The 20,538-nt window shown below is 60.0% G+C and carries 14 protein-coding genes and 1 riboswitch; of the genes, 7 read left to right on the top strand and 7 right to left on the bottom strand.

Going from position 1 to position 20,538, the window contains the following annotated elements:
* Window positions 1-111: 111 nt before the first annotated feature.
* On the bottom strand, window positions 112-1,497 hold the full coding sequence (locus tag QP977_RS00325) for a dipeptidase (protein WP_070827488.1): 1,386 nt from the start codon (window positions 1,495-1,497) through the stop codon (window positions 112-114).
* Between the two features lie 327 nt (window positions 1,498-1,824).
* Here QP977_RS00325 and groL point away from each other — a divergent pair, with 327 nt between their 5' ends.
* The gene (groL, locus tag QP977_RS00320; protein ID WP_016421501.1) at window positions 1,825-3,450 is read left to right on the top strand and encodes a chaperonin GroEL; all 1,626 of its coding nucleotides are present in this window, start codon (window positions 1,825-1,827) and stop codon (window positions 3,448-3,450) included.
* 345 nt (window positions 3,451-3,795) lie between these two features.
* On the opposite strand, the gene QP977_RS00315 is transcribed toward groL, so the two are convergent.
* Entirely contained in the window at window positions 3,796-4,272 is a 477-nt protein-coding gene (locus tag QP977_RS00315; protein WP_049190643.1) for a DIP1984 family protein, read from the bottom strand.
* 154 nt (window positions 4,273-4,426) lie between these two features.
* Here QP977_RS00315 and ppk2 point away from each other — a divergent pair, with 154 nt between their 5' ends.
* Window positions 4,427-5,326 carry a polyphosphate kinase 2 gene (gene ppk2 / locus QP977_RS00310; RefSeq protein WP_005510168.1) on the top strand — a complete coding sequence of 300 codons (900 nt, stop codon included), beginning with the start codon at window positions 4,427-4,429 and terminating at the stop codon, window positions 5,324-5,326.
* 285 nt (window positions 5,327-5,611) lie between these two features.
* Here ppk2 and QP977_RS00305 read toward each other — a convergent pair whose 3' ends face one another.
* Window positions 5,612-6,733, bottom strand: coding sequence for a Dyp-type peroxidase (locus QP977_RS00305; protein ID WP_070767237.1), 1,122 nt, complete (start codon window positions 6,731-6,733; stop codon window positions 5,612-5,614).
* A 193-nt stretch (window positions 6,734-6,926) separates the two neighbouring features.
* Window positions 6,927-7,125: riboswitch (cobalamin riboswitch) on the top strand.
* A gap of 39 nt (window positions 7,126-7,164) precedes the next feature.
* Between QP977_RS00305 and metE the strand changes: the two genes are divergently transcribed.
* Entirely contained in the window at window positions 7,165-9,474 is a 2,310-nt protein-coding gene (gene metE / locus QP977_RS00300) for a 5-methyltetrahydropteroyltriglutamate--homocysteine S-methyltransferase (protein ID WP_187406435.1), read from the top strand.
* Between the two features lie 286 nt (window positions 9,475-9,760).
* On the opposite strand, the gene QP977_RS00295 is transcribed toward metE, so the two are convergent.
* The 4 genes from QP977_RS00295 to QP977_RS00280 all read right to left on the bottom strand — a co-directional run bounded on the left by QP977_RS00295 (window position 9,761) and on the right by QP977_RS00280 (window position 15,703).
* Window positions 9,761-13,807: a Pls/PosA family non-ribosomal peptide synthetase gene (locus QP977_RS00295; protein ID WP_187400232.1), complete on the bottom strand. Its 4,047-nt coding sequence runs from the start codon at window positions 13,805-13,807 to the stop codon at window positions 9,761-9,763.
* Window positions 13,804-14,622 (bottom strand): MarR family winged helix-turn-helix transcriptional regulator, encoded by an 819-nt coding sequence (locus tag QP977_RS00290; protein ID WP_070653281.1) that lies wholly within the window; start codon window positions 14,620-14,622, stop codon window positions 13,804-13,806. Before QP977_RS00290 ends, QP977_RS00295 begins: the two co-directional genes overlap by 4 nt.
* 157 nt (window positions 14,623-14,779) lie before the next feature.
* Window positions 14,780-15,076 (bottom strand): rhodanese-like domain-containing protein, encoded by a 297-nt coding sequence (locus QP977_RS00285; RefSeq protein ID WP_016421494.1) that lies wholly within the window; start codon window positions 15,074-15,076, stop codon window positions 14,780-14,782.
* Window positions 15,077-15,229: 153 nt separating this feature from the next.
* The gene (locus tag QP977_RS00280) at window positions 15,230-15,703 is read right to left on the bottom strand and encodes an inorganic diphosphatase (protein WP_172954623.1); all 474 of its coding nucleotides are present in this window, start codon (window positions 15,701-15,703) and stop codon (window positions 15,230-15,232) included.
* Window positions 15,704-15,827: 124 nt separating this feature from the next.
* On the opposite strand from QP977_RS00280, the gene dacB reads away from it, so the two are divergent.
* From dacB to hpt, 4 genes are all read left to right on the top strand, one after another.
* Window positions 15,828-17,312, top strand: a complete 1,485-nt coding sequence (dacB, locus tag QP977_RS00275; protein ID WP_242458651.1) for a D-alanyl-D-alanine carboxypeptidase/D-alanyl-D-alanine endopeptidase — start codon at window positions 15,828-15,830, stop codon at window positions 17,310-17,312.
* A 48-nt stretch (window positions 17,313-17,360) separates the two neighbouring features.
* On the top strand, window positions 17,361-18,641 hold the full coding sequence (locus tag QP977_RS00270; protein ID WP_070653285.1) for an amidase family protein: 1,281 nt from the start codon (window positions 17,361-17,363) through the stop codon (window positions 18,639-18,641).
* A complete protein-coding gene (gene tilS, locus QP977_RS00265; RefSeq protein WP_242458650.1) occupies window positions 18,634-19,707 on the top strand; it encodes a tRNA lysidine(34) synthetase TilS in 1,074 nt (357 codons plus the stop codon). The genes QP977_RS00270 and tilS overlap by 8 nt, the downstream gene beginning before the upstream one ends.
* Window positions 19,708-19,828: 121 nt before the next feature.
* Complete coding sequence (hpt, locus tag QP977_RS00260; RefSeq protein WP_016421490.1) at window positions 19,829-20,413, top strand: hypoxanthine phosphoribosyltransferase; 585 nt, start codon at window positions 19,829-19,831, stop codon at window positions 20,411-20,413.
* Window positions 20,414-20,538: the final 125 nt, after the last annotated feature.

The raw sequence follows: 20,538 nt of genomic DNA, 5'->3' as shown, positions 1-20,538 counted from the left end.
TTCGCTACTCGAATAAGAATGTTCTGCTGCATGGGTGGAACCTTACTACAGGTAAAAGATGTGACACAAGTCATTCAATCAATATCTTTGGTGGATTCTTTGCTGTCCCCGTTAAATTCCGTTGACAGAGGCCAGGAAAACCGCCTCGCCAATAGCGATGTCGCGAATCTCGTTCGGGTCGACCGATTCATCAGCCGAGTGAATGCGGGCCTGTGGCTCTTCCACACCGTAGAGTGCGATGTCAGCACCTGGTACGGCCTCCAGCAAAGTGGCGCACAGCGGAATCGAGGCTCCCTCGCCCATGCTTGCCGTCTCCTTGCCGTAGGCGGCCGACAGGCTGTCGGCAACCAGCTGCACAACCTTGCCCTCAACATTGGCCCGGAATGGGTTCGCTAGCTCGTCGCGCTCGACCGTCACCTTCACGCCCCACGGAGCATGCGCGCGCAGGTGATTCTCCAGTGCCTCCTGTGCTTCGGCCGGGTCGACGCCGCTTGGGATGCGGAAGTTGATGTGCGCCATAGCAGTCGATGAAATTGCGTTGACAGCATTGGTCGCTGGTGGGCAGTCGATTCCGGTCACAATCACAGACGGGCGAGCCCAGGTCAGGTCAGAGACGGAAGCGTCCTCGTTGCTAATTAGGTCCACGCCGTCGAGTACACCTGCGTCGGCGCGGAAAGTCTCTGGCGCGTAGTCCAGCCCCTCCCAGCGCTGCGAGCAGTCCAGGCCGTCAATAGAGGTAAAGCCATTTTCATCGCGCAGGCTGTCGAGCATACGAATCAACGCCGCCAGTGCATCCGGAGCTGCGCCGCCGAACATGCCCGAGTGCACCGGCTGCTCCAGCGCATCGACGCGAACTTCCACATCGGCGGTGCCGCGCAGAGTGGTTACGAGTGTCGGTTGGCCAACCTCGGCATTGCCGACATCCGCAATGAGGATAACGTCGGCGTCGAAAAGCTCCGGCTGCGTGGCGATGAGGTTGTTCAGGCCCGCCGATCCGCGCTCCTCGGAGCCTTCCACGATGAGCTTGATGTTTGGCATATCGACGCGGCCTGCAAGCGCGTCGTCGCGCAGCGCGCGCAGCGCAGCTAGGTGCATGACCACGTTGCCCTTGCAGTCGGCGGTGCCACGGCCGTACCAGCGACCGTCGCGCTCGTCGAGTGTCCACGGATCTGCGGTCCAGGCGGACTCGTCGCCCGCCGGCTGGACGTCGTAATGGGAGTAGAGCAGTACGGTCTTCGCGCTTTCCGACGACGCGGGGACGAAACCCGACAGTGCAATCGAGCCGTCGACGGTGTGGTGCGCCTTCAGTTCGATGCCCAGCTCTGCGTACATCTTGGTAACCGCCTGAGCTGCGTCAATGCAGGCCTGCTTGGTTTCTTCGGTGCCGTGTACGGAGGGGAAGGCCACCAGCTCGGTCAGCTGGGTGCGGATGGTCTCGCGTTGGCTGGAGATGTGGTCTCGCAGGGTCTCCGTGAGTTCCTTATTAATAATGCTCATGTGCGACAGTGTAGGCGCACAACCATGATGGCGTTGGAAGTGGCATAAGGAGTGACGCCAGGAGTGACAATGCTTAACCTTGCACTCGATGGGGTTGAGTGCTAGAAAAGTGAATTAGCACTTGCTCTAATTGAGTGCTAATAAAAACAACTTCACACCTTGTGTATGCGTGTGCTGAAACAAGTGTTGAAAAGTCGTTAAAAAGTACAGTGTTGACTCCGGTGATGGAGAGGGCGGCGCTTCCCTCGAATCACATGCCGTCGCGGGCGCCTGGGTCAACTTCCAATGTAAGTGCCACATAAATAGACGGAGGATTCTTCAAACCTCATGGCTAAGATGATTGCATTTGACGAGGAGGCCCGCCGCGGTCTCGAAACGGGTCTGAATACCCTGGCAGACGCTGTCAAGGTTACGCTGGGCCCGAAGGGTCGCAACGTAGTCCTCGAGCGCAAGTGGGGCGCACCGCTAATCACCAATGACGGTGTCTCCATTGCACGTGAAATCGAACTTGAGGATCCTTACGAGAAGATCGGCGCTGAGCTGGTCAAGGAAGTTGCCAAGAAGACCGACGACGTCGCTGGTGACGGTACTACTACCGCTACCGTTCTGGCTCAGGCTCTGGTTTCCGAGGGTCTGCGCAACGTTGCTGCTGGCTCCAACCCGATGGGCATCAAGCGCGGCATCGAGAAGGCTGTCGCGGCTGTTACCGAGAAGCTGCTGGAGTCCGCTAAGGACATCGAGACCAAGGAGCAGATTGCTGCTACCGCTGGTATCTCCGCTGCTGACCCGGCTATCGGTGAGCTGATTGCCACCGCTATGGACAAGGTCGGCAAGGAAGGCGTCATTACCGTGGAAGAGGCCAACACCTTTGGTCTCGACCTGGAGCTGACCGAGGGTATGCGCTTCGACAAGGGCTACATCTCCGGTTACTTCGCCACCGACATGGAGCGCCAGGAGGCCGTTCTGGAGGATCCGTACATCCTCCTGGTTTCCGGCAAGATCTCCAACATCAAGGACCTGCTGCCGCTGCTGGAGAAGGTCATGCAGTCCGGCAAGCCGCTGCTGATTATTGCTGAGGACGTCGAGGGTGAGGCTCTGTCCACCCTGGTCGTCAACAAGATCCGCGGCACCTTCAAGTCTGTCGCTGTGAAGGCTCCGGGCTTCGGCGACCGCCGTAAGGCAATGCTGCAGGACATGGCTATCCTGACCGATGGCCAGGTCATCTCTGAGGAGGTCGGACTGTCGCTCGAGACCGCTGACCTGCCGCTGCTGGGTCGCGCTCGCAAGGTCGTCGTCACCAAGGACGAGACCACCATCGTCGAGGGCGCTGGCGAGCAGTCCGCTATCGAGGGCCGTGTCAACCAGATCCGCGCTGAGATCGAGAACTCCGACTCCGACTACGACAAGGAGAAGCTGCAGGAGCGTCTGGCTAAGCTCGCCGGCGGTGTTGCAGTTATCAAGGCTGGCGCCGCAACTGAGGTCGAGCTCAAGGAGCGCAAGCACCGCATCGAGGATGCCGTCCGCAACGCAAAGGCTGCTGTGGAGGAGGGCATCGTCGCTGGTGGCGGTTCCGCACTGCTGCAGGTTTCGCACGTGCTTGACGACGAGCTGGGTCTGACCGGCGACGAGGCAACCGGTGTCCGCATCGTGCGTGCGGCTCTCGCAGCTCCGCTGCGCCAGATTGCTCTGAACGCTGGCCTTGAGGCCGGCGTCGTCACCGAGAAGGTTGCTTCCCTGCCGCAGGGCGAGGGTCTGAACGCTGCTACCGGCGAGTACATCGACCTGATGGAAGCTGGCATCAACGATCCGGTGAAGGTTACCCGCTCCGCACTGCAGAACGCTGCTTCCATTGCGGCTCTGTTCCTGACCACCGAGGCTGTTGTCGCTGACAAGCCGGAACCGGCTATGCCGGCAATGCCGGGTGGCGACGAGATGGGCGGCATGGGCTTCTAAAAGAGGTCCCAACTGCTTGAGTTAGCCTTAAAAATCGCCGCTGAGGGGTGTCCCTCAGCGGCGATTTTGCTCTGTAACTTGAGAAAGTTTAAGTCCCCGAACCCACCCTCGTCGCATCAGATGCCTCAGCGCTTGGTAGTGAAAAATAACCGATGATCTGTACCCATGTACGCAATGCCGAGGACTGTCTGTTATTAATCCTGCTGCCTCAGTACAGAGGTGAGATCCTTGGAGTCCCTTTAAGGCCAGGGACAGGCCGTCGCGCTCGCCGACAATCTGGATGCAACTACCGACTTATCAAAGTGTGAAATTCTTCTGGTCTCGCTACCGAACCCTGCCACTTTGCTATTCGGCCGGCTTATTCGCGGCCTCGATAAGCTCGGTTGACCAGTTCGCCTGCTGAATACGGGTATCCAAGTCCCGGTATTCCTTCGCCGCCTTGTCGGCTTTCTGGCGCAGCGACCGGATATCCACAGTGGCGACATAGCGAATCTCCGAAGCTGAGTATCGATCCCGCCGACCCGAGCCCTGATCGGCTGCGGAGGTGTAGAACCGCCGCCGTGTTAGCAGGTGGTCGCGCTTCGCAAGTGCGTCGCTAAGCGTTCCGTCCTCGAAGGCAGTAGCGGAATTCGTTGCGTTAATCGAGCGCACCAGCCATTCGAAGCGCGCCATCAGACGCTCGGCTTCGGCAATAAGCGCTTGCGGATCTTCATCAGGCGTATCGCCTTCCTGCACCTGCGCCACCAGCGCGAGACGGCGATTAATCTCAGCCAGCCGGTCGGAAACTTCGGATCGTGCGGCAAGAGCCTCGGATAACAACATGGCATTTATTGTACGCGCAGTGCTTATCGACGGTCGCTGCGTGCAGTCCCACCCCCTCAATTTCGGTAAGACGGAACGTTAACTGCTGGGAAATTGCAGGTAAGGGCACCCGCATGGGGGACGTGTGGTAGAGAAATTCAGTAGGATAAGGGGTATGGCTGACAAGAATGAAGAGGAATTCCACATCGTCGATTTGGCGAAGACCGAAGGTTACGTCGTCGATGATTCTGATGAGGACGATCCGGTACTGGTCACTCCAGACGGTGAGCGGGTTGATACCTGGCGCGATGGCTACCCGTACGAGGAGCGCATGACGCGCAAGGAATACGAGTCTATTAAGAGGAAGCTGCAGATTGAGCTTCTGAAGTGGCAGAACTGGACCAAGGAAACTGGTCAGAAGCACATCATCCTCTTCGAAGGCCGTGACGCCGCTGGTAAGGGCGGTACCATTAAGCGCTTTAACGAGCACCTGAATCCGCGTGGTGCTCGAACTGTGGCTCTGGAAAAGCCGTCGCCGCGTGAGTCCACCTCGTGGTACTTCCAGCGCTATATTGAGCATTTTCCGTGCGCTGGCGAAATCGTCTTCTTCGACCGTTCTTGGTACAACCGTTCGGGCGTTGAGCGCGTGATGGGTTTCTGTACTGAGTCTCAGCATGCAGAGTTCCTGCGTGAGGTTCCGATGCTGGAGAACATGATTCTGGGCTCCGGTATTTCGCTGACCAAGCTGTGGTTCTCGGTGACCCAGAAGGAGCAGCGCACTCGCTTCGCTATTCGCCAGGTCGACCCGGTACGTCAGTGGAAGCTCTCTCCGATGGACCTCGCATCGCTGGACCGTTGGGGTGACTACACCCGCGCGAAGGAAGAGCAGTTCCGTTACACGGATACCGATGAGTCCCCGTGGATTACCATTAAGTCCAACGACAAGAAGCGTGCCCGCATCAACGCGATGCGTTATGTGCTGAGCAAGTTTGAGTACACGGAGAAGGACCACGAGCTGGTCGGTACTCCGGATCCGAAGATTGTTAAGCGTGGCCGTGACCAGATTGGTGACTAGCTCGGTGGTCCGTGACTGACAAAGTTCTTGTCTAGAAGAAACGCCCGTAGGAGTGCTCAGGCACTCGGCGGGCGTTTTCTTATGGCTGGCGGCGGCGGGGCGATGCCCTTACGGCTGACGACGGCGGGCCAGTGCAAGTTAGTGACTGAGTTTATGTCAAAAACGGCCAGAAAATTGGCCCGAAAGTGTCATAAACTAGGTCAGTTTCACATTTGCAGCCCGTCAGCTTTTAGTCCGTCAGGCCTTAGCCCGCCAAGTCAGTTTTTCGCCGCCAGCTTGCAGCCGCTACCCCTCAATCAACTCCTGTCCCCAGTAAGAATCAGGGGTAGTGCCAGGGGCGATCCAATACACAGCGGAGCCGATGTGACGGTTCCACTCATTGAGCAAATCGCCGCGATCCAAACGGGCCTGGATTGCGCTGAACTGGTTGTCCGGGTTCTTCTGGAATGCAACCCAGACCAGGCCAACGTTCGGTCCTTCGAACGGGAAGGCCGGCTCACCGGGCTGGTCTTCGTAGGCATAGGCGCGGCGACGCAGGGCGTCGTCAGGCTGACCATCCTGCTCACGGGAAAGCGCCAAGTGAGACTGGCGGTGGATGAGATACTCGCCCTGGTCATCGACGGCATCCATGTCCTCTTCATCGAACTCGTCATTGCCGCCGGAAAGAGGAGCGCCGGTGTGGAAGTCACGACCGATAACGATGGAACGTTCGTCGGTGCTGAGCTCATCCCAACTGTTCAAGTCGAGCGCAATACGGCGAACAACCATCACGCAGGAGTTGTTAATCGCCTTGTCCTTGGAGTCAATCCACACCTGTTCGGACCATTCCTCCGGAGTGGACGGGTTGACGGTGCCGTCGAGCTGGCCCAGCGGGTTGCGTGGGGTAGCGCCGTGAGGCTGCGAACCCCAGGCGTAGGAAAAGCCCTTCTGGAACCACTTCACGCGAGCCCACGGAGCCGCCTTCTTTTCCAGTAGACGGGACGCGGCCGAAACGGTGACGAGGTCATCACCACACAACTGCAGAGCGAAGTCAGACTGGCCCCACTCAGGGCGGAGCATGTCATGCTGGAATGACGGGATATCGTGCAGACCAGCCGGCTTGCGCTCTGGCTTGCCGAGCACATCGAAGATGCGCTCACCGAAACCTGCGGTAATGGTCAGGTTTGCAGTGGCTGCAACCATTTCCGGTTCCAGATACCCCTCGATGTCCTGGCCTTGGGTGAGGCGGCGGGCAACGTCGGTAAGCGAGGAGAACAGTGCCTTCAGATCTGCTGCGTCGACGCCGTCCTTCAAATCGAATGCGACGAGGCGGAGATGTGCTTGGCCGGGCTGTTCAACGCCTGACTGGACCGGGCCATCGAACGGAATCTTGGCGCCCCTCAGGGAAGGTCCGGAAGCCTGTGTCACTCGAGGTCACTCCTTGAAAAGAGGTAGAATAAATAGCTTTTATGACTACGAGCTTAATCACTTTGGTCCCAGCAGGAGAGCATCAAAGCAAAGGCTCGGGGAGGGGGCTAAGTGAATGAGATATTTGTATATTGCGATATACTTCACATCCACAGCCGCCTCGAAGGTGTTCATTAAGGAAAGTGCTGCATATCGCACGTTTTCCGCGCAAGGTGTGTTTTGAGCCTAGCGCGCATAAGGCCTTCGAGTTATGCAGGGGAATCCCGGTGCAAGTCCGGAACTGTCCCGCAACGGTAAGCATCACTGCCAGAGCTTTGGTTTATCCGACGCGTTGATAACCAATCTTTTCAGTGATGACAAGTCCGAATGCCTGCCGGTTGTGCAATTTCATACCCGATGCTGATCACGACTGACGAGGAAATCACGAGATCATGGCAATTCACGCAACCCTCGCGGGCATTCCGCGGATAGGGCGTAATCGTGAGCTCAAAAGAGCTCTGGAAAACTACTGGCGCGACCCGGCGACCGGCGGCCTGTTGGCCGCGACGGCGCGCAACACTGTCAATAGCTACATTGGCGCAGCGTTGAAGGTAGGAATCGACTCGGTTCCGACAATTGGGCGCTCGTTCTACGACTCCATGCTGGATACATCGGCGCTGCTCGGAGTGCTTCCAGCTCGCTTTCAGGATGTCCCGAAAACGGACGGTTCCAACCTGCCGGAATGGATCAACCACTACTTCGCCACCGCTCGCGGTACGAAGACGCAACCGGCATCCGCAATGACCAAGTGGTTCGACACTAATTACCACTACATCGTTCCGGAGCTGTCAGCCGATACTGAATTTACCTCTGACCTCACTGACTGGTTGGATGATTCCTGCAGCTTGAACAATGGCGCCACAACGATGCTGCGCCCTCATTTGATTGGTCCTGTGACCTACTTGAGCCTGTCGCGTACCGACGATGGTTCGAACCCACTCGGCCTGCTGGAAAAGTTGACCGATGCGTACGCGGAAATCATCGCTCAACTGGGGGATAAGGGCTTTGAGTGGATTCAGCTCGATGAGCCAGTATTGGTCACTGACCTCGATGAAGTGACTCTTGCTAGGACTCGCCAGGCCTACGAGAAGTTGGCCGGCGTGGCGGAGTCTGCGAATACCAAGTTGTGGGTGCAGACCTACTTTGGTGATGGTGATCAGGCGCTGGAAACCCTTTCTGGCACAGGCGTGCAGGCCATTGGTTGCGACCTGGTAGCAGGTAGCTTTGAGTTGCCGCATTGGACCGGCAAGGAACTGCTGGTTGCGGGCATTGTTGATGGGCGTAATGTGTGGCGCACCGACTTGGATGCAGCCCTGGCGACGCTGGAGAAGCTGGCAGTCCGAGGCCCCATCGCGGTGTCGACTAGCTGTTCGCTGCTACACGTCCCGTACTCCCTGGCCTCGGAAAACCCGAGCGAAGAAGATGCCGAGGTGCTGCAGTGGCTGGCCTTCGGGGATGAGAAAATCGGCGAGGTGACCCTCTTGGCGAGGGCGCTTGATGCCAGGTTGAATGACCGCCAACTCGATGCCGCGGATTTGAAGGCGTTGAGGGAGTCCCGGGCAGCACTGGCATCAAGGGCAGAATCGAAGCGGATTGTTAAGCCTGAAGTTCGTGAAGCTTTGGCAGCAATCGAGGAGAGCGACCGGACTCGTTCCTCGTTTGCAGCTCGCCAGGCGGCTCAGGCTGAGGCCCTTAACCTGCCTCCGCTGCCGACCACCACAATCGGTTCCTTCCCGCAGACCAATAGCATTCGTCGTGCACGTGCGCAGTTGCGCGCGGGAGAGCTCACCCCAGTCGACTACGAATCAGCAATGCTCGCTGAAATTCGATGCTCCATTGAGCAGCAGGAAGAATTGGGACTCGATGTGCTCGTTCACGGCGAACCTGAGCGCAATGACATGGTGCAGTACTTCTCGGAGCAGCTGGACGGCTACCTCGCGACCGCCAATGGCTGGGTCCAAAGCTATGGTTCCCGCTGCGTGCGGCCGCCGATTCTCTACGGTGATATCACCAGGCCAGAGCCAATGACGGTGCAGTGGTACAAGGCAGCGGCAAACATGACTGACCTTCCCGTCAAGGGAATGCTCACCGGGCCGGTGACCATGTTGGCATGGTCGTTTGTCCGTGATGACCAGCCCATCGGTGACACTGCGGATAACGTTGCGCTGGTTTTGCGCGATGAGATTGCAGATCTCGTGGCCGCTGGAGCGCAAATCGTGCAGGTCGATGAGCCAGCCATTCGCGAGTTGCTGCCCCTGAATGAAGCGGACCAGCCCGCCTACCTGAAGTGGGCCGTAGGTTCCTTCCGTCTGGCTACCTCTGGTGTGGCTGACGACATTCAGATTCACACGCATATGTGCTACTCGGACTTCAATGAGCTTATCGACACCGTCGATGATCTCAACGCCGATGTCACGTCCATCGAAGCAGCTCGCAACGGTATGCAGGTGCTCGCAGCGCTGAAAGATGAGGGATACGTTCGCGGGATTGGTCCAGGTGTCTGGGACATCCACTCGCCTCGCGTGCCGACGGACGGAGAAGTCAACCAGCTCGTGGAAGATGCGCTTGAAAGCGTTGACCCCAACCTGCTGTGGATTAATCCGGACTGTGGTCTAAAGACCCGAGGTTGGGAAGAGGTTACGGCTTCACTGAAAGTATTGGTAGCCGCAGCTCAGCAGGCTCGGTTGCAGCTAGCAGAGTAAGTCGCGAACTGCATAGCCGCAAAATAAATAGTGGGTTAAGTAGCAAAAAGTGTGTCCGCTCGGCGTGTCGCCGGGTGGGCACCTTTTGCTACTTAGCCCTACTTAGCCCCAATGCGAGTTAGTGACCTCGGTTATGGCTGGCAGCGGGCCAATGTGAGTTACTGACTGCGTTTATAGCAAAAACTGCCCGAAAAATGGCTTGAAAGTGTCATAAACTCTCACAGTTTCACATTTGCAGCCCGTTGTGCCTACCAGGCTCCTACCTAAGCCCCCCACTCAATCCGGGCTACTTCTTGGCCACTACTGGCTCAATTGGGTTACCTCGCCAGGAGGTGTGCGCAGGAACGTGGTCACCGCGCATGACGAGAGAACCGGGTTCGACGCGGCAGCCGTCGTCAAGCACAGATGCCGGCAGTGCGACTGAGTGCGGTCCTAGGACGGAGCCGTGTCCGATGTGGACGGTGTCGAGCGTCATCACGCGGTCGGTGAATAGGTGCGTCTGGACGACACAGCCGCGGCCGACAGAGGCGCCCCGCGCGATGGTGACCAGGTCGGTCTCGGGCAGCCAGTACGTCTCCAGCCACACCCCGTGGCCAACGTTCGCGCCGAGCAGTCGCATTGCGCGTGCGATGCCGCCGGTGGCCATCGCCGGGTTCAGGTACCACGGCGCGGCGACCATTTCGACGAACGTATCCTGCAGCTCATTGAGCCAGACGAACTTGCTCCACAGCGGGTGATCACCCGGCTTGTGCTTGCCGACGCACACCCACTTGGCCACGACCGTGATGAGCAGCCCCAGCACACCAACAATCAGTAGCACGGCAGGGGAGAGCAGCCACGCAACCACCAGGCCGAGCAGGGCAGCGCCAACGCCACCTGCAGTGACCAGCTCCGCGGTGAACATAACAATTCCCTGCAGGCTAAACAGCGTGATCGTCGCCAGCATGAGAGAGACCATCGGTGCCAGGACGCGCAGTGTCTCGACGATGCCGCGGGCGACCTTCAATCCCGTAGTCGGACGGTAGGTCTGCGCCGACTCATCGCTGGAGACGGTGCCCACGCGGCGCATGCGCTCTGGCGGCGAACCCCACCAGTTGGAGCCGGACTTGGTCTTCTTCGGGGTAGAGGACAGCACGGCCACCAGCGAGTTCTTCGCCAGCTTGCGTTCCGGAAGCGTGATGCCGGAGTTGCCCAGGAAGGCGCGCTTGCCGATGCGGGAGTCGCCCACCAGCAGCCAACCACCGCCGAGCTCGTAGCTGCCGACCATGGTGTCGTCAGCCAAGAAGGACTCGTCCTTGACGTGCAAGAACTTCGGAATACCGATCGCGGTGGAGACTTCGCTGTCGTGACCAATTTGGGCGCCCAGTGCACGCAGCCACAGCGGCGTCAGCATGGAGGCGTAGATGAAAAATAGGTCGTGACGGGCAGCGTCCATCAGGCGAATTGTCGCCCAGGACTGCCAACCCACGCGCGAACGCACCGGGAACACTCCCGGCTTCAGACCGATGCTGAACAGGCGCACGAGAATCAGCGTCAGCAGGGCATACACCGCAACACCGACGAAGGTGGCGGGAATAGTCCACAGCACGGCACTGCCCAGCGTTGACCAGAGATTCGAGGTGGCTAGCTCGGTGGTGCCGTCGATAAGCCCCGTGCCCCAACCGATGACAGCAGCCATCGCGACCGCAGCGGACAGCGGCACCAATGTCAGCAAGACAGCGGTGAGACCGTAGATAGCCACCCAGTGGCGGCGAGCCGGCGGAACTTCCTCCGGGAAGCGGTGCTTGGACCGACCGACCTTGCGAGCCGGGGAACCCGACCAGCGCGCGCCAGCCTTGACCTTCTTCTCGCCGGTGACGGTGGAACCCGCCTCGATGTGAGCGTCATTGCCAATACGCGCGCCGGGCAGCAGCGTTGAACGGGCACCGATGCGGGCGTGCTTGCCAATAGTGACCTCGCCGACGTGGACGACATCGCCATCGACCCAGTATCCGGACAGGTCTACCTCCGGCTCGATCGAGCAGTAATCATCCAGTTTGACCAGACCCGTCACCGGCGGCAGCGCGTGCAGATTCACACCCTTACCAATGCGGGCACCCAGCATGCGGGCGTACCACAGCACGAACGGAGCGCCCGCCACAGAGTGGGCGCCAGAGCTCTCCGCCAGGCGTTCGGCCGCCCATAGCCGCAGGTGTACCGAACCGCCACGCGGGTAATCACCCGCGGTGATGTTGCGCGTGAGCAGGCGTGTCGTCGCCGCGTTGATGGGCATGACCCCCAGCGGGGTCAGGAACAGCACGGCCAGTACGGCCACCAACCAGCCTGGTAGCGCCAGCGGTCCGCCGATAACCCAGTTGATAATCGCAAGCCACGTTACCCAGCGCATGCCACGTGCCCACTGCAGAGGCACCATGAGGCCGACCTGCGCCCAACGGGTCTTGCGGGAGACAGGCGTCGGCTCGGGCACCTTTTCCAGGTGAGCGGTGGGGTCGCTGGTGTCGTCGGCAAGCATGTCGTCGCTGATGAAACCGCGCGCGACCAGCTCTTCAGCGAGATTTCCCAGGCGCGGGTGGTCGTAGAGATCGCGCACGGCGACCTGTGGGGCGCGCTGGCGAATGCGCGCAATGACGCTCGCCGCCGCCAAGGACGTGCCGCCCAGGGCGAAGAAGTCCGAGGCCGCGCCGGGCGCAGGTACGGACAGCACGTCCGCCCAGATGTCGGACAGCCACTTCTCCACAGGGCTCAGCTTGTCGACGTCGCCCTCACCCGCACGCGCAGGCAGGGGCCACGGCAACGCCGCCTTGTCGACCTTGCCGGAGGTACGAACCGGCAGCTCATCCATGATGTGCAGGCGTGGCACCATCGCGGCTGGCATGGCATCGCGGAGAGTGTCCATGCACTTGTCATAGTCCATGGCTGCGGCGTCGCCACCGGCGCCGACGTAGCCGACCAGGATGGAATCGCCAGCACCGGTCTTCTGCACCACGACAGTCGCCTGAGTAGCGCCGGGGAGGGCAGCCAGGTGCGCCTCGACCTCGCCGAGCTCAATTCGCCGACCGCCGATTTTCACCTGATCGTCGACGCGGCCGGTGAAGTACAGTCCGGCCTCGTCCATGATGACGTGGTCGCCGGTGCGATACGCACGCTCCCAGCCGAGGGCTGGCAGCGGTGCGTACTTCTCGGCGTCCTTCTCCGGATCCAGATAGCGTGCGAGTCCCACGCCGCCGATGACCAGCTCGCCCTTGGTGCCCGGTGGGACGGGGTTGCCCTCTTCGTCGATGACGGTGAGGTCCCAGCCGTCCAGAGGAAAACCGATGGTTACGGGCTTGCCGGGCTTCAGCTCGATGCCGGAGGCCACGACGGTGGCCTCGGTGGGGCCGTAGGTGTTCCACATTTCGCGCTCTGGGGTGGACAGACGCTCGACCAGCTCTTGCGGGCAGGCCTCGCCGCCAACGATGAGCAGGCGCACGCTGTCGAGCGCCTCGGCAGGCCACAGGCCGGCCAGTGTCGGCACCGTGGAAACAGCGGTGATGTGGCGGGAAATCAACCATGGCCCCAGGTCCACGCCGGAGCGCACCAGTGAACGCGGGGCTGGCACCAGGCAAGCTCCATTTCGCCAGGCCAGCCACATTTCCTCACAGGAGGCGTCGAAGGCGACGGACAAGCCGGCGAGAACGCGGTCATCCGGGCCGAGCGGTCCTTCCGGGTGGTTCGCCAAGAACCAGCGGGCCTCCGCATCGACAAAAGCGGCGGCGCTGCGGTGGGTGACCGCCACGCCCTTGGGCTTGCCGGTGGAGCCAGAGGTGAAAATAATCCAGCAGTCGTCGTCCGGAGTGGGCTCCTGCGAGATGATCTCGCGTGCGCTCGGCGGTGTCGGTTCCGTCTCTTCCTCGTCGGAGTCGGCATCGGAGTCCAGCGGGCGGGGGCGATTACGTGCCGTGGAGCCAGCCAAATGCAGGCCTTCAGCATCGAAGTAACCGGCGATACCGGCCTCGCCGAAGACCATTTCTGCACGCTCGTCGGGGTCATCCGCATCCACCGGAACGTAGGCGGCTCCGGCGGCCATGATGGACAAGATTGCCAGGTAGAGCTCGCGGCTTCCCGACGGCATCCGCACACCAATGCGGTCGCCGCGACGGATGCCCTGTTCGTAGAGCCACGTAGCTGTGGAATCAATCTCGTTGATCAACTCCGCATACGTGACGACAACCTCGCCGTCATCGATGGCCTCAGCCTCGGGGAACCTTCGCGCGGTCGCCCGGACAATGTCAATGAGTGTGCGCTCAAGCGGCTGTTCCGTAGCGCGTAGGAACTTCGCTTCAGTGGTTGTCACTTAGAAGACCCCTTCTTATTCTTCTTCTTGCGCTTTTTCTTCTTCGACTTCTTACGTTTAGGACGCGGGGCATCGCTTGACGACGTCGCCTGCGTCTTATTCTCCGCCATGTCCTTGGTGTCTGTCTCAGTGGCCGTGACCTCTGGGGTAGTGGTCTCGGGGTTCTTCGCGCCGGCATCGGTTTCGGGGCTTGCAGCGGAGTCGTCGGCAAGCGATGCAAGCAGCGCGCGTACCTCGGGTGCGCATTCGGCGACGGCGGCGCGTTCGGCTCTGCGGAGTGAGCGTCGCAGAGATGCGCGGGTGGTGTTGCCCGTTTCTGTCAGCGCGATGAGCTGGCGGCGTCGATCCTTGGAGTCTCGGGTGCGTTCGACTAGATTTGCCGACTCCAGAGAGTCAATCAGGCGAACCATGTCAGAGCGGTCCATGCCGAGCAGCGCGCTCAGCTCGGTTTGAGCCATGTCGCCGCCATCGGCGATGGCCTCCAGAACCCAATAACCGCGGATGGAAATCGACTCAATCTGAGTGCGGCCAAGAGCCGCGTTGACACTGGCGCGGACAGCCGCATCGAGCTGCGCCAGGCACCAGGACGCGGATTTGCGCAGGGCGGCCGGTGCGACGGCGAGTTCGCTTGCGGAGCCGGGCTTGCACTTGGACTTAGCGCTGGCCTTGTTTTTGGCTTTCGCTCCCTTGCGAGCCTTCTTCGCCTTGGTGCCGCTCTGTGCGTCGACAGCAGGCACCTTCGCGTCTACGTCGGCTGCCACACCACCGCTGGTGTCGGCTGAGTCCGCCGAGGAAAGTACGGATGAATCAGACATACTTCCCATACTAGACAATCTGGGGAACCATCAATAATGGGACATGGCCAACTAATAATGCCCATGTTTGCCTGCGGATTGTTAGAAGGTCGGTGCTTTGGGGTGGGTAAATAAATGAAAAACTGCCCTGCAGGTAGGCAGGGCAGTTGTAGTTGATTTAGTTGGCTTTCTCCATTGGGCGGCCGAAGTGCTCCCAGTCGATCATGCCGCCGGTGATGACGATGGTGTCGATACCGTTCTTCTCCAACCAGGAAGAAACCTGAGCGGCGCGTCCACCGGAGCGGCACATCAGGTAAATGTCGGAATCCAAATCTAGCTCGCCGTAGCGGGACGGAATCTCTTCCATGGGGATGTGAACGGCGCCGGTGGCGTGGCCGTCATCCCACTCCATCTGTGAGCGGACATCAATGATCTGTGCGTCTTCGGGTACTTCAGATACGTTTACGGTTTCCATAGTGCGCACTATACGCAATCTGACCTTATCGCCGGAAGCACAAAGGCCGCCGGAGGAAAACTCCGACGGCCGTAGCGCTGAATCACAGGAACTGCGTCAAAGGTGCGAGCCCCAGGAAGGGAGATTGGCTAGCGCAATTCTTACTTGTGGCTCTTACTTGTGGCGCTCGATAGCCTCAGCCAGGATGCGCTCAGCCTCAGCCTTGTTGCCCCAGCCCGAACCGGAAACTTCCTTGCCCGGCTCCAGGTCCTTGTAGTGGACGAAGAAGTGCTCAATCTCGTCCTTGGTGAACTGGGAAACATCGTCGATGTCCTGGTAGTGGTCGAAGCGGACATCATCCAGGACGCACAGCAGCTTGTCATCGCCGCCGGCCTCGTCGGTCATCTTGAAAACGCCGAGCGGACGAGCCTTGACAATAACGCCCGGGAAAACCGGCTCCGGCAGGATCACGAGAGCGTCCAACGGGTCGCCATCCTCGCCGAGGGTTTCATCGATGAAGCCGTAGTCGGCCGGGTAGGCCATTGGGGTGAACAGGTAGCGGTCGAGGTAGACCTTGCCGGTCTCGTGGTCGACTTCGTACTTGTTGCGCTGACCCTTCGGGATCTCAATAGTGACCTCAACGCTCACGGCGATGACTCCTTATAATCGGTGTACACTTCTCTGACGGCTATCTTATGCGAAACCCGCTCAAAACCGTTTATTTGTGCACCTTAAGTGAGGTTTTGTTTTCAGGAAGAAGGTGTTTGTGACCGTGGGTAGTACCGACTCTGACAGCTCCAAAACCGCCGCTAAGGGCACGCAAAAATCGCCCAGTTCCGTAAAATCCGGCAAATCCAAGAAGTCGCGCGGACTGAAAATCGGCGGTGCCATCGCCGGTGTTCTCGTTATCGCAGCGGGCAGCGGCGTAGCGGTTGTCGTCAATAACAATCGTCAGATTGTTGTCGATGCACCGCCCGCGGTCAGTCATGTCTCTGCTCCTGTGACGGCGGCGCAGTCTTCGCTTGACGACGGCGCTCTGGCCCAAAAAGTCAGCGCCATCATGGACGCTGCTGCGGCCGATCCAGCCTTCGGTGAGCTGCATGGAATTGTTAGCGATGCTACTACCGGCCAGAAACTGTGGGGGATCAATGACACCGCGGTGGCCTTGCCGGCGTCCAGCATGAAGATTCTCACCGCGTCTGCCGCACTGTTGGACTTAGGTGAAGATCATCGGGTTTCCACCCGCGTCTCCCGGGTTACGGGGACTAATGACATCGTTTTGCACGGCGGGGGCGACCCTACCTTAAGCAAGGACGGGGAAGGGTTCTTCCAGGACTCGGCTTCAATCGCTGAGTTGGCGAAAAAGATTTCCGTGGTCATTCCGGAGGGGGTCGGCAAGGTTTATCTCGACAACTCTCTATTCACCGAGAGTTTCCACGAGACCTGGGAGCGCGAGGGGTTGGAGGACGGCTACATCGCACCGGTGGAGTCGGTGATGATGGATGCCGGTCGTATCGATCCGACGAATGAAGAATCGCAGCGCAGCGCCACGCCCGCTGCGGATGCAGCTGATGCGCTGGCCAAGGCGCTTGGTGCGGAAAACGGAGGCAGCCTGAGGGATGCAGCCAAGGATGGTCAGTCACTACCTCTGGACCCAGACATTGTTGCGCTCGTGCAGTCGGCTCCGCTAGTTACCCGTGTGCACGAGATGATGATTTACAGCGACAACGTGCTCGCAGAGTCCATTGCCCGTGAGGTGGCTATCTCTCGCGGTCTGCCGCCGACCTTTGAGGGGGCCGCACGTGCCGTGCGTGACACTCTCGCGGAGCACGGTTTTCCTCTCGATGGTGCGGTGCTGTCGGACTCCGGCGGCCTGAGCACGGATAACCGTATTTCTCCGCAGCATCTCTCCGAGGTGCTCAATTCCGCCGCGGGGCCGGTGGAATCGGCTGAGCAGGGAGGACTGGCGGAGTCGCAGGAGTCGTCGGAAAGCACTGCGTTGCGGTTGCGCCCACTGTTGGACAGCCTGCCGGTGGCGGCAGTGTCCGGCACTCTGGCGACGCGCTTTGCTGGTCAGTCCGGGGCGGGCATCGTCCGTGCGAAGACAGGCACGCTGAATAAAGCCTCGGCGTTGGCGGGATATGTGGTGACGAAGTCGGGGCAGGTGCTGACGTTCGCACTGATTTCCAACGAGGCGAGCCTGTTGCCGGCAAGAGCTGCGTCCGATAAGGCAGCGAGCGCCCTTGCGGATATCTAAACTGAGATTCATTTGCCACTGAAAATAATTTGAGGAGATGAATCCGCAATGGCCTCTCACACTTCCGCGATTAGGAATTTGCCAACCGTTCGCGAGATTGCCGCACAGGTCCGCGAGGGAAAGCTAAGCCCCGTGGACAGCGTGCAGCGCAGTCTCGACGCTATCGCCAGACTGGATGGAGGGATTCATGCCTTCCGCGAAGTGTGGGCGGATAGGGCTCTGCAGGCTGCGCGGGAACTCGAGCAAAGCGAGAAACTCTCGGAGTTGCCGCTTGCAGGTGTGCCATTTGCGCTGAAGGAAAACACCGCTCTAGAGAACCCGTTTGTCCAGCAGTTGACTAGCGCCGGTGCAATCGCGGTGGGAACTACGGTGAATCCGCAGTTCTGTACGTGGGGGACGACGACGCTGCCGGGGCTGGCAGTCGATAATCCGATTCTGCCGGGGCACACTCCGGGTGGGTCCTCCGGTGGATCCGCAGCGGCTGTCGCCGCTGGGATGGTTCCGTTTGCGCAGGGCAACGACGGCATGGGGTCACTTCGTATCCCTGCAGCGTGCTGCGGGCTTTCGACTCTGAAGGCGACCCCGGGAACAATGCCGGGGCGCGTGGGCGGCAATGACTGGTACGGAATGTCTGTCCAAGGGGTGCTCACAGTCGACAACGATGACTTGCGCCTGATCACCAAGATCCTCACAAATGGCATGGTGGATGCGGAGGATCCGGCGAAGACCCTGCCTGAAAACTTCGCCGTCAGCGTGGACACCACTGCGCCCGTATTCGGTTTGAAGGCTGCACCGGAGTACGTCGATGCGGCACAACAGGCGGCGAGAGTATTCGCGGACAAGGGATTTGCCGTCACGGAAAAGAACATGCCGTACCCGCTGAACCCACTGCCGATGCTCGCGCGCTGGACTGCGGGGGTGGCGGATCAGCTTCGCGACGAGCCGCGCCCTGATCACCTGGAGTGGCGCAATCGAGTCCACGCCGGCATTGGACGCTTGCTGCGTTTCACAATCAATGGCCGCCAAGTGGCACGCGATGGCGCCCGCATCGAGCGTGAGCTACCGGGTGACACCATCTTGATTACCCCGGCTCTGGCCAAGAACCCACCGCGAATCCGCGCGTGGCATCGCATGCCCTGGATTGTGAACCTGCTGTCCAATCTGCGCTTCACTCCCTACGTCTCGACGTGGAATTACCTGGGATTCCCGGCTGGCATCGTTGTGGAACCGACCTCTGGGGTGCCGGTGCAACTGATTGCGCGCCCGACCCAGGAGCGAATTCTGCTTACCGCGATGGAAACCATCGCAAGTGGTGGGCGCGTTGGCTAGACCTTTTTGGCCGGACCGCAGCCCTCATTTCCTCATCATTCGGCAAGCTGTCCGCGCGATAGTGCAGCAGGTGGGGCAGGAATTGGGCAGCGGTGTCGTCATTGGGCTTTCCGGTGGTGCGGATTCGCTGGCCCTGACCGCCGGGGCCTGTGCGGAAGCTCTCGGGCCCAAGGGTGCGCTGGCCGGCCGCAAAGTCCACGCCGTCGTCGTGGATCATCAGCTTCAGCAGGGCTCTGCAGAAGTCGCCGAGCGCGCCGCCCACATAGCTCGGGGGATGGGGGCTACGGCCGAGGTTATCGCGGTCGATATCAACAACAATTCCGACCGTGGTCCCGAATACGAGGCGCGTTTGGCACGACACAGAGTCCTACGGGAGGTCGCCCAATCTCGAGGTGCGGCGCTGATGCTTGCCCACACCTTGGACGACCAGGCGGAAACAGTTTTGCTGCGGCTGGCCAGGGGAGGTGGTCCGCAGGCGCTGTCCGCCATCCGCGACAACCTCACGTGGTCTGACGGGACTCGGATTCTGCGCCCGCTGCTCGGTGTACGACGCTCAGATACTCAGCTCTGCTGCGAAGAGCTGGGCTTGAAGGTGTGGCATGACCCGCACAACCATGACGACCATTACGCCCGCGTCCGGGTTCGAAAGACGATTTTGCCGCTGCTGGAGCAGGAGCTGGGTCCGGGGGTGGCGGAAAATCTCGCTAAGACTGCGGCGATTGCCGCAGTCGACAATGACTTTTTGGACGCTCACGCCGAGTCAGCTCTGCATGCGCTGCTGGGGGAGGAAGAGGCGTTGGCAAGCGGGAGTCTGTCTGTGCGAGGGGTGGCTGAGCTCGACGACGCCATCGCGGTGCGCGTCCTCGCACGTTGGTTGAGGCAGGCGGGTGCGGAGCCCAGCAGTAAACAGATCGGCATGGTGTTGGCGCTCGTGCACCGCTATCACGGCCAGGGCGAAGTGCCGGTGACCCGTGGTCGCGATGGTGCTGACAGAAATGCCAGGTTGGTCGTTGAGCGAAAAGATGGCACTCTACAATTGGTAATGAATCGTCCCGCGGTGCCTTAAGAAGGGTGCCGCAATCCAACTTCCGGCGGCTGAGAACAATCGGTTGCCATAGCTCTGAACTTGCACTGGGGCAGTTACGCTCCATCGACACGCCGCCATAGAAGTGCGGAAAGGAAATGCGATGCATGATGTGAAGGATTTCAACGTCCCCGCAAACCCCTACGGCGATGAGGTAGAGGCAGTTCTCATTGGCGAAGAGGAGCTGCATGCTCGCATTGACGAGATGGCGCATCGTGTGAATGAGAAGTACAAGGATGCCGACAGCGATCTGATTCTGGTCGCAGTGCTCAAGGGTGCGGTGTTCTTCCTGACTGACTTTGCTCGTCAGCTCAGCATTCCCAGCCAGATGGAGTTCATGGCGGTTTCCAGTTACGGAAACTCCACCTCGTCGTCAGGCGTGGTGCGTATTTTGAAGGACCTGGATCGAGATATTGAGGGACGCGATGTTGTGATCGTCGAGGACATCATTGACTCCGGCCTGACCCTGTCCTGGTTGATGAAGAACCTGCGCAACCGTAATCCGCGCTCCCTGGAGGTCATTACGCTGCTGCGTAAGCCGGAGGCTGTGCGCACCAGCCTGGATGTTGCGGATGTTGGCTTCGACATTCCGAACGAGTTCGTCATCGGTTACGGCCTGGATTACGCCGAACGTTACCGCGATTTGCCGTACGTCGGCACGCTTCACCCGCGCGTTTACCAGGGCTAGGTCTGTCTTCGGCGCTATTGCACAGTGCCGATGCTTGACGACGGGCATTGCGCGCGTACCTCCGGCAGTTCTAGCTGTCTTCTAGCGATGAAAAGTAGGAGTTGGAAACTTTTTTCGGTTGCGAT

This window comes from Corynebacterium sp. MSK012, assembly GCF_030232435.1.
GTDB lineage: Bacteria > Actinomycetota > Actinomycetes > Mycobacteriales > Mycobacteriaceae > Corynebacterium > Corynebacterium jeikeium_D.
Note: the sequence above shows the minus strand (reverse complement) of the source record. Positions and strands in the feature narration are given on the sequence as shown.